This window comes from Ectothiorhodospira sp. PHS-1 (assembly GCF_000225005.1).
In the GTDB taxonomy this organism is placed as follows: Bacteria; Pseudomonadota; Gammaproteobacteria; order Ectothiorhodospirales; family Ectothiorhodospiraceae; genus Ectothiorhodospira.
This window is the reverse complement of sequence record NZ_AGBG01000045.1, coordinates 1-10,073: the sequence shown is the minus strand read 5'-3', so window position 1 is coordinate 10,073 and position 10,073 is coordinate 1. Positions and strand designations below refer to the sequence as shown.

9 protein-coding genes are annotated in these 10,073 nt (G+C 63.6%); 7 read left to right on the top strand and 2 right to left on the bottom strand.

All coding sequences use genetic code 11. The annotated features are described in order from the left end of the window. From ECTPHS_RS13005 to ECTPHS_RS12980, 6 genes are all read left to right on the top strand, one after another. On the top strand, positions 1 to 472 hold a 472-nt coding region (locus ECTPHS_RS13005), incomplete at its 5' end, for an ExeA family protein (protein ID WP_008933218.1). Beyond that, a complete protein-coding gene (locus ECTPHS_RS13000) occupies positions 469 to 678 on the top strand; it encodes a hypothetical protein (protein WP_008933217.1) in 210 nt (69 codons plus the stop codon). The genes ECTPHS_RS13005 and ECTPHS_RS13000, both read left to right, overlap by 4 nt. 199 nt (positions 679 to 877) lie before the next feature. After that, positions 878 to 1,330 carry a YdcF family protein gene (locus tag ECTPHS_RS15285; protein ID WP_246828376.1) on the top strand — a complete coding sequence of 151 codons (453 nt, stop codon included), beginning with the start codon at positions 878 to 880 and terminating at the stop codon, positions 1,328 to 1,330. 175 nt (positions 1,331 to 1,505) lie between these two features. Beyond that, positions 1,506 to 1,970, top strand: a complete 465-nt coding sequence (locus tag ECTPHS_RS12990) for a VanZ family protein (RefSeq protein ID WP_008933215.1) — start codon at positions 1,506 to 1,508, stop codon at positions 1,968 to 1,970. A 238-nt stretch (positions 1,971 to 2,208) separates the two neighbouring features. Beyond that, entirely contained in the window at positions 2,209 to 3,075 is an 867-nt protein-coding gene (locus ECTPHS_RS12985) for an Rpn family recombination-promoting nuclease/putative transposase (RefSeq protein WP_008933214.1), read from the top strand. A 135-nt stretch (positions 3,076 to 3,210) separates the two neighbouring features. Further along, positions 3,211 to 4,779 carry an ATP-binding protein gene (locus tag ECTPHS_RS12980; protein WP_008933213.1) on the top strand — a complete coding sequence of 523 codons (1,569 nt, stop codon included), beginning with the start codon at positions 3,211 to 3,213 and terminating at the stop codon, positions 4,777 to 4,779. Positions 4,780 to 4,847: 68 nt separating this feature from the next. Here ECTPHS_RS12980 and ECTPHS_RS12975 read toward each other — a convergent pair whose 3' ends face one another. Both ECTPHS_RS12975 and ppk2 read right to left on the bottom strand, forming a co-directional pair. Further along, positions 4,848 to 7,100, bottom strand: a complete 2,253-nt coding sequence (locus ECTPHS_RS12975; RefSeq protein ID WP_008933212.1) for a S8 family serine peptidase — start codon at positions 7,098 to 7,100, stop codon at positions 4,848 to 4,850. A gap of 276 nt (positions 7,101 to 7,376) precedes the next feature. Next, a complete protein-coding gene (gene ppk2, locus ECTPHS_RS12970; protein ID WP_008933211.1) occupies positions 7,377 to 8,606 on the bottom strand; it encodes a polyphosphate kinase 2 in 1,230 nt (409 codons plus the stop codon). Positions 8,607 to 8,864: 258 nt separating this feature from the next. Here ppk2 and ECTPHS_RS12965 point away from each other — a divergent pair. Continuing rightward, on the top strand, positions 8,865 to 10,073 hold a 1,209-nt coding region (locus ECTPHS_RS12965; RefSeq protein WP_008933210.1), incomplete at its 3' end, for an FprA family A-type flavoprotein.

The following is a 10,073-nucleotide window of genomic DNA, read 5'->3' as shown; positions in this document are numbered from 1 at the left end:
TGCCGAGATCTCCCGACTCACCCTGGAGAGCAAGCAGCTACCGGTGCTGATCATCGACGAGGCGCATCACCTGCGCAACGATGTCCTGGAGGATCTGCGCCTGCTCACCAACTACGCCATGGACTCCGATCCCCGCCTGTGCCTGCTGTTCGTCGGCCTCACCGAGCTACGCCGCCGCCTCGGCATGGCGGTGCATGAGTCCCTGGCCCAGCGACTCGTCGTGCGCCATCACCTGGGGGGACTCAGCCGCGAGGAACTGCCCGACTATCTGGCCCACCGCCTGCGCCGGGTCGGCTGCGAACTGCCCCTGTTCGAACCCGAGGCCATCGAAGGCCTCTACCAGGCCACCCACGGCATGCCTCGACCCGTCGGCCGCCTGGCCCATTACGCCCTGACCTGCGCCGCCCAGGATCAGGTCCACCGGGTCACTGCCGAGCACCTGCAGACCGCCCTGGAGGAGTTGCGACCATGACCCACCATCACACCCTCACCATCCCCCTACCGGCTCACTGGACCCCGGAACAGGTCCTGGCTGTGTGGGAACTGCTGGAAATCCTCACCGAGCACATCGGCCACCGCTACGCCATCGCCCTGCATGAGGCCATGGCCGCCGAGCGTAAGCCCACCATCGACACCCGCCAGACCTCCCTGTTCGACGACGAGCAGGATCCCTTCTGAGTCTTTGCCCCCGGGCGCGAGTCACCAAAGGCTCGCGCCTACGGCTTCCCGCATCCGTTCACCTTCCAGGAATCCGCCACCCGAGGGCATAATCCGGGAAAACCATCGGCCTGCAGCCAGAATCCGTGTGGGAAAAGGAGGGTGGAATAATCTGGGAAACAACAGGCCCTATCCCAACCTGGGTCCGGCGGCGGACCGGGTGTGGCATGGTGCCCGGCTGTATCATGCGGATCGGGCACCGTGGGTGATCGTGTCCGGTGGTTCGGTGCCGTGGCGGGAGCGTGAGCGGGTGGAGGCCCACGCCATGCGGGAGTTTCTGGTGGACCTGGGCGTGCCGGCGTCGGCGGTGTGGCTGGAAACGGACAGTGCCACCACGCGCGGCAATGCGGTGTACACGGCGCAGTTGCTGGAGGACAGGGGCCTGGAGCGGGTATTGCTGGTCACATCGGCCTTGCACATGGAACGCGCCCTGGCCACGTTCCGCGCCGCCGGCGTGGAGGCTTGGCCGGCACCCACGGATTTCGAGGTGGAGCCCTTGCCCGCGGATCTGCTGCGCTGGCTCCCGGACGCCCAGGCCCTGGCGGACAGCACCCGGGGTTTGAAGGAATATCTGGGGTTGTGGGTGTATCGTTGGCGTGGCTGGGCGGAGTAGCGGGCCCCTGTGGGAGCGGGCCTCGCCCGCGAAAGCGGTGGGCACCCAGGCATGGGCAGGGCGCTGCTGTCGCAGCGCATCGCCGGCAAGGCCGGCTCCCACAGTAGGGGGGCCGGCAAGGCAGCTCCAACAAGGTTTGCTGGGGTGGTGAAGGTTGGAGGCGGATAATCAGGTGATGCTCTGGGTGTATGTGATCTGTGCGGGTGTGCTGCTGGCTGCCTGGTATCTGGCCCGGCCGATGCCGTGGTTCTGGCGTCTGGGTTTTCTGGCGGCGATGGCTTTGCTGCTGGCGGGAATGACTCTGCCGCCGGAGGTGATCCGTGAGTGGGCAGGGTTGGTGTCCAGTTGGTGGCCTTGGTCTCAGGAGCCGGATCTGGTCACGCAGCAGACCAGTGCATGGGCGCACCTGATTCTTTTCGCACTGGTGTCGGCTTGGCTGTGCTGGTGGCGGGCGGATCTGGGTGTGTGGGTGTTGCTGGGGCTGTTGGTGGCGTTGTCGTTCGGGACCGAGGGTTTGCAGTTGCTGGTGGATGGGCGTTATGCGTCGTTGACGGATGTGGGCATCAATCTGCTGGGGGCGGGGATCGGGTTCGTGTTGTTGTGGTTCACGCCGCGCAGGTCGAGTCCTTTTGTTGGGTGATGGGCTTGCGCGTGAAACCTCGCAAATAGGGGGCAGACACCTTTCCCTCTTGAGTTCAGGTGGCAGTCCCTTGTGGGAGGGTGCTCTTGTGGGAGCGGGCTTTTTGTGGGAGCGGGCCTCGCCCGCGAAGGCGGTGGGCACAAGAGCCAGGGATAACCAACCCCGGATCGGGATCGGGATCGGGATGAGGTGGGATATGGCACACTACCGGCCAAACCCAACAGCCCAAACCCACCCCATGAGTCACCTCCTCGACCCCACCAACGATTATGTGTTCAAGCGGTTGTTCGCCGAGGCCCCGGACCTGCTGGTGGATCTGATCAATGATCTGCGCCCGGATCTCCCGAACATTGCCAGTGTTCAGGTACTCAATCCCACCATCGAGCCCAGTGAACTCACCGGCAAGTACATCATCCTGGATGTGCTGGCCCGCGATGGTCAGGGCCACTGCTACAATGTGGAGATTCAGGTTCGCCGCTATGGTGCGTGGCACAAGCGGGGCCTGTTCTACCTGGCCCGTACCCTGGGCACCCAACTGAACGCGGGGGAGGACTATCAGGAGCTGCGTGCCTCGGTGGGGATTCATCTGCTGGACTTTGACCTGTTCACGGCCAGTGAGGCTGAGCGTCAGCAGGCGATATGGCGGTTCGAGATGCGGGATGAACGCCAGCCAGAGGTGTCGCTGGGGAACATCCTGCAGATGAACCTGATCGAACTGAACAAGGCGGATCATCTTGGCGTACCGGAAGGTCCGTTGCATGACTGGATCACCTTTTTCAAGCATTGGCGGGAGGAATTCATCATGGCCAAGGTTGTGCACGAGCCGGTCAAGCGGGCCATGAGCCGCATCCGGGAACTGAGTGCCGACGAGGAAGCGCAGCGGCTGGCGTTTGTGCGTGAGCGGGCGCTGCGTGACGAAGTGTCACTGCTGAATGAAGCTCGGCGGGAGGGGGAGCAGAAGGGTCGACAGGAGGGAAGGCAGGAGGGTCGGCATGAAAATGCTCGTGAAACGGCCACCAACCTGCTCAAGCTGGGCGTGCTCACCGACGAGCAGATCGCCCAATCGACGGGCCTGTCCCTGGCCGAAGTGAAGGCGCTGCACTGAGCAAAAGGGGACAGACACCTTTTCCCGGAAAGGGAAAAGGTGTCTGTCCCCTTTTGCACACGAGAGAGGGGCTCTGGCTCTCTTGGGCGATGATAAACTTCCACCGGCATAAAACTTATTCCCGGAGGGCCAGGCATGGCCAACCATCAGCGCCTCACACTCCCCATCGGCATCCAGTCCTTTGAAAAGCTGCGCAAGGGCCACTACTACTACGTGGACAAGACCCCCCTGATCGAGTCCATGGCGAAGATCGGCGGCTATTACTTCCTCTCCCGCCCCCGCCGCTTCGGCAAAAGCTTGCTGCTGGACACCCTGCGCTGCCTGTTCGAGGGTCACCAGGCGCTGTTCGACGGACTCTACATCCACGACCGCTGGGACTGGCAGCGGACCCACCCCGTGATTCGCCTCAGCTTCGGCAGCGGCGTGATGCGCAACCGGGAGGAGCTCGACACACGGATTCGTGACCAGTTGTTCAGCGAACGGGAGCGTCTAGGGGTATCACTGCAGCGCGAGACAGACATTGCAGGAGAGTTCTCCGCGCTGATTCGCGACACCCACGCCCAGTATGGCGAACGGGCGGTGGTCCTGATCGACGAATACGACAAGCCCATCCTGGATAACATCCTGGAGACCGAGCGCGCGCGTGAGCTGCGCGAGGGGCTGAAGAACCTCTACAGCGTCATCAAGGATGCCGACCCCCATCTGCATCTGGTGCTGATCACCGGCGTCTCCAAGTTCAGCAAGGTCAGCCTCTTCTCGGGGCTGAACAACCTGCGCGACATCACCCTGCTGCCGGAATACTCAACGATCTGCGGCTATACCGATGAGGACATCGACACGGTATTCGCCCCGGAACTGCCCGGCCTGGACCGCGAGGCCATCCGTCAGTGGTACAACGGCTATCGCTGGGGTGGGCAAGAGTTGACATCCGTCTACAACCCCTTCGACGTGCTACTACTCCTGCAAAATCGCCAATTCGGTCCCTACTGGTTCGAAAGCGCGACGCCCACCTTCCTGGTGAACCTCCTCAAGGAACGCGGCGTCTTCACGCCCGCACTCACCGCCTGGCACAGCCGGCCGGCACTGCTGAGCCGCTTCGATGTCGATGACATCTCCACCGATGCCCTGCTGTTTCAGACGGGCTACCTGACCCTGAAAGGCATCCACGAAGAAGTGCCCAACCGCCCGCTCTATGAACTGGGCCTGCCCAACCAGGAGGTGGAAATCAGCCTCAATGAGGCCTTGTTACCCGCACTGGGCGTCAGTCACGCCATCTTCGATGATGTGGTCATCCGCTTGCCGCGCCTGCTGAAGGCGGCCGACATGGCCGGCCTCGAAGCCCACATGAAGGCCCTCTACGCCGGCCTGCCTCACGACTGGTACCGCAACAACCCGATTGCCCGGTACGAAGGCCACTACGCCAGCGTCTTCTACAGCCATTTTGCTGCGCTGGGGGTCCAGGTCACGGTGGAAGATGCCAGCCACCACGGCAAGGTGGACATGACCGTCGACTTCGGTGGCCACATCTACCTGTTCGAATTCAAGGTGGTGGAACAACTCCCCGAGGGCAGGGCGCTGGCGCAGATCAAGGCCAGGGGCTATGCCGACAAGTACCGGTCCACCGGCAAGCCGATCCACCTGATCGGGGTGGAGTTCTCCAGTGAGCAGCGGCAGATCGTGGCGTTTGAGGTGGGCCGGGGATGAGGGAACGGCACGATGCAGCAGCCCCATCACCCGGAAGCCCTGTGGGAGTGGGCACTCGTGGCGCAGTTTCAATATCTGCGCTGGTAGCTGATTGCTCCCAGGGTGTCGGAGGGGGCGTCGGTGCGGTGGCCGGGTTCGCGGATGTGGACGAGGTGGGCCTGGAGGATGCTGTGGGCGCCAAGAGGATGGCGTAGGCCCAGTTCCAGGTTGCGCTGACGGCCGTCGGGGGTGAGATCCGCAGTGAGGTCGTCGAACAGGATCCGACCGTCCATGGTGCGCCCGCCGGGGATGCGCAGGTGGGCTCGGGCCTGATGTACCCGTAGCGGTTCGTGGTACATCAGCACCCATTGGGTATCCTCCCGACGCAGTGTCAGACCCACCGCCGCCTGGCGCAGGGTCATGCCTTCCAGACGGTGTATCAGGCCATGTGGGTGGCTGCGGTCACCCCGCCCTTGCTCGAATTCGGCGAACAGACTCAGTTGTGGGGTGAAATCGGCTTCGATGCGGCTGTAGAGGAAGTGGGTGACGTGGGTGCCACGGGTGTGCAGGGCGCCGCTGCCGGTACTGCCCATGAGACGATCCTGCTCGGTGACCCGGGCGCTGCCCAGATGCCAGGTGAGGCGGTCGTGCAGTTGCAGGGCCAGACGGGTGTCCAGACGCTGCAGGGCGCCGTGAGGGTTGAGCTGGGTTGCGTCGCCGGACCCGCCGTAGTCGGCACTCAGGGTGATGCGCTCGCTCAGGCGGTAATGGCCGCTCAGGCCGGTGAGGGTCTCGTCTTCAACAAGCCAGTAGGTACCGCCGCTGTAGGCCAGCAGGGGCATGTGTTCGGCCGGGTGGCCGGGGGGCGGGTTGCCGGCGGTGAACTGGTAGCCGGTGATTCCGCCGTGAGGTCCGTTCCAGGCCAGTTGCATGCTGATCGGCAGACCGTCGGCATCGTAGTCGGCCCGGGCCTGCAGGCTGCCGTCGTGGGTGTGGTGTCGGACCCGGGTGTGCGCCGCTGACCCAATGCCCTGCTGGAGGCGTCGGTGCAGTGTGCGATAGGGGGCGACGGGCGTGCGCAGACCGGGAGAGAGATCCATCAGGTAGTCGCGGCCCAGGGCGTCGAACCCGGCCACTTGCGACAGTGCCCGGGGTGGCAGGCGGGCGTCGCCGAAGGCGGCCGGCAGTTGCAGATGGGTCTGGCCAGGAGTTGAGCGGCCTTCGGCGGCGTCCACCCGGGTGCCCATGGCAAGCTGTAGCTCTCCCTTGGGGGCCAGGGCGGTGTCCAGGTCCAGGCGACCCTGGCCATAGTGATAGAGACCACAATCCACGTTGCCGCTGGTGCCGCAGCGGGGGTCACCGTAGAGGGGGCTGAAGTGCCGGTCGGCCGTGTCCAGCAGGTGCTGGGTGAGGGTGGCGGCATCCAGATGCGGCCAGTGGGCGCGCAGGGTGGCGGCGGCCGCGGACACGGCCGGGGCGGCGGCCGAGGTGCCGGTGAACTGGGTATAGGCCTGGTCGGTGCTGCTGTGGGCGGTACGGATGCGTTCGCCGGGGGCCAGCAGGTAGCGTGCCTGGGTTGCGGCATGGTCTCCGGGGTGATTGCTGAAGTCGGCGCGATCGTTGCGGGCGGCATTGAGGGCGCCGACGATGAGGTACTGGTGGTAGAGCGCGGAGCCGGCCTGCAGGGGTTGGACCGAAGTACTGCTGTTGCCGGCGCTTTCCACCAGGATCACGTCGTTGTCCGCGGCCTGGCGGATGGCACTGTCCCGGTTGGGCACATGGGTGAGGTTGGCGTTGTAACTGAGGTTGAAGACGCCTGCCTGCCGGGTGGCGGCATGTTCCAGGCCGTGGAGGATGATGTTGCGGGTGGTGTTGCCGTCCTCGGTGTTCGAGATCCGGATGTCCATGAGACGGGCCATCGGGGCGTTGCCGGTGCGATGCCCGGCGATGATGCCGGCGACAGCGGTGCCGTGGGGGTTGATGGGAAGTACCCGGGACTGATCCTGGTCGGCGGTGGTGGTGTCCGAGCCGTTGTGTCCTGTGTGGTTCTGTACGGCATCGTAGCGATGGAGGATCCGGTCGGTGAGTTCCTGGTGAGTGTGACGCAGGCCGGTGTCGGCGACGGCGACGAGGACTTCTCCTTCGTTGAGTCGGGTGGCGGGTGGGGCGCTGTCGTTCTGCTGTACCGGTGTGGGGCTGCCGCTGCCCTGATTCGGGTCGGGGCGGACGTTTTTGCCGCCGCCGCCGCCACCGCAGGCCGTTAGCAGTGTCGGTATCAGCAAGGCGATGAGTGTGATGCGGACGGCATCCCGATGGATGGGGCGAGGGCGGACGAGGGTCATGACCGTGCCTTGAGCGGTGTCGCGGGTTGCGAGTGGCTTGGGACGGACGTGCCTGTCCGGCCTGACGGCGTGACCGGGTATCGGTTTTTTGCGCGTCAGGCAGGAGTCAAGTTAAATCAAATCCGAAATGGTGTGTTTTCCATTCGGGAGGGGAATTGTTCCGTTGATCGGAATGGTCGGGTTTTAGGCTGAAAGAACCAGGTCAGCGACAGACGCGCCCGTCTCCCCCTCGGGGGAGACGGGCGGGGATGAGGGGTAGGGGTGGGGTATTGCGGATCAGGCGCCTTGCCAGATCCTTTTCACCATGTCGATGCTGTCTCGGTCTTCGATGTCGTCGCTGATGCTGGCGCGGCCGAGGATGAGGGGGTCGACCAGGCCCAGGCGCTTGACGTCCTTGTTTTGATAGGGGAGGTGGTGCAGGACATGACGCATGGCGTTGAGCCGCGCCCGCTTCTTGCAGTCGGACTTGACCACGATCCAGGGGGATTCCGCCGTGTCGGTGTAGAAGAACATGGCTTCCTTGGCCCGGGTGTAGTCATCCCACTTGTCCAGGGAGGCGCGGTCCACGGGGCTGAGCTTCCATTGCTTCAGGGGATGGACTTCCCGTTCCTTGAACCGGCGGCGCTGTTCTTCCCGGCTGACCGAGAACCAGAACTTGATCAGGTGGATGCCCGAGCGCACCAGATTGCGCTCGAATTCCGGTACCTGGCGGATGAATTCGTTGTATTCCTCGTCGCTGCAAAAGCCCATCACTCGCTCCACTCCGGCCCGGTTGTACCAGGACCGGTCGAACAGGACGATCTCGCCCCGGGTGGGCAGGTGCTGGATGTAGCGCTGGAAGTACCACTGACCGGCCTCGATGTCTGTGGGCTTTTCCAGGGCCACCACGCGGGCACCGCGGGGATTGAGGTGCTCCATGAAGCGTTTGATGGTGCCGCCCTTGCCGGCGGCATCGCGGCCTTCAAACAGGATGACCACGCGACTGCCGGTTTCCTTGACCCAGTGCTGGAGCTTGAGCAGTTCCACCTGCAGGTCGTATTTCTGCTTTTCATAGCTCTTGCGGCGTAGTCGGTTTCGATAGGGGTAACCGCCTTCGCGCCAGTTGCTGGCCAGGGCATCGTCACCGCCGCTGCCCGGCGGCGCCCCCTGGCTTCGTTCGTGATGCCAGAGGGCGCGTCGCAGCAAAGCCAGATCGTCGGGCGCGGCACCGTCCACGATGGCCGTCAGACCGGTGGCCAGGCGTTCCAGTTCCTTGGGTTCCGAGGTGTGCTGCTTACGTTTTTTGCCCTTGCGGCCCAGATCCAGCAGCACCGACTCCAATTTGAACTGGGCGCACTGGGTGGATTCCCGGGCTTCGAACTGCTGGATGCCGCGCTGGCTGAGATCCGGGGAGATGTCGCCGCTGTCGATGCTGGATGAGCGGGGGGGAGTGGATTTCCCGCGGGCGACGGTTTTCTTGCCTTGAGTTCTGCGTGCTTTGGGCTTCGGGTCGGGAGTGCTGGCCATGGTTCTCCTCTTTGCGCCTGGAAAGCGCCCCTGCCGAGACGGCACAGGCTGAATGTCTGTGCCCAGTGTAGGCAGCGAAGGGCGGGTTTCAGACGGGAAATCCTCCACGCCGGAGGGGATGGCCAGATCCTGAGCGGCCATGATCCGCTCTGGAAGGTTTTTCCGTCGGGCGTATCGGGAATGATTTAGGGTAAGTCTAAATTTTGTCTTTCGGCTGCTATGATGGCGGGTTGGCAAAGCCTGAATAAGGAAGGTGGGATGAAAACAGCGTGTGAAGAGCGGCAGGATCGTGCCGGCATTGAGGTGTGTCCCGATGTCCACTGGGTCGGTGTGCTGGATCATGACATCGTCACCTTCGATGTGGTCATGACCACGGAACATGGCACGACCTACAACGCGTATCTGATCAATGCGGACAAGAAGGTGCTGGTGGACGCGGTCAAGGCGGACTTTTTCGATGTTTATGTGGAGAAGATCCGTCAGGTCATCGACCCGGCGCTGATCGATTACATCGTCTTCAACCATACCGAACCGGATCACAGCGGCTGTCTGGACCGTCTGCTGGAGCTGGCCCCCAATGCCACGGTGGTGGCCAGCCGGCTGGGGATCGGGTATCTGCGTGAGTTCCTGGGGCGTGATTTCCCCCACCAGGTGGTGAAGGGCGGCGACACGCTGGATCTGGGCAACAAGACTCTGCAGTTCGTGGCCGCGCCCCATCTGCACTGGCCGGACACCATGTACACCTACCTGCGGGAGGATGGGTTGCTGTTTTCCTGTGATTCCTTCGGTTGCCATTACGCCCATGCGGCCATGCTCGATGACCGGGTGGGGGATTTCAGCGAAGCCTTCCAGTACTACTTTGACGTCATCCTCAAGCCGTTTTCCCGTTTCATGCTCAAGGCCATTGAGCAGGTGCGGGGACTGGATGTGCGGGGGATACTTCCGGGGCATGGGCCGTTGCTGATGTCCGACTGGCGCAAGTGGGTGGATCTGACCGAGGTTCACGCGCGCCGGGCATTGCAGTATCCGTATCAGGACTATGTGTTCGTGCCCTATGTGTCGGCCCACCACAATACCGAAGCCATGGCCCGGGCCATCGCCGAGGGGCTCGGTAGTGCCGGTGAGTTCCAGGTGCAGGTGGCGGATATCGAGACGATGGCCCTGGGCGAGATGGAAGAGCACATGGCCCGCTGCCAGGCGGTGGTGGTGGGCTGTCCCACCATCAACCAGAACATCCTGTTGCCGGTATACAAGCTGTTTGCGGTGATCAATCCGGTGCGGGACAAGGGCAAGCTCTGCGGTGCCTTTGGTTCCTATGGCTGGAGCGGAGAGGCGGCCAGGATCATTCCGTCCAGTCTGGAGCAGTTGAAGCTGAAGATGCAGGGGGAGGGGGTGTTTGTGCGATTTGCCCCGGATGAGGCCGCCCTGGCGGCCTGCCGCGAGTATGGTCGGTCCATGGGACTGAAG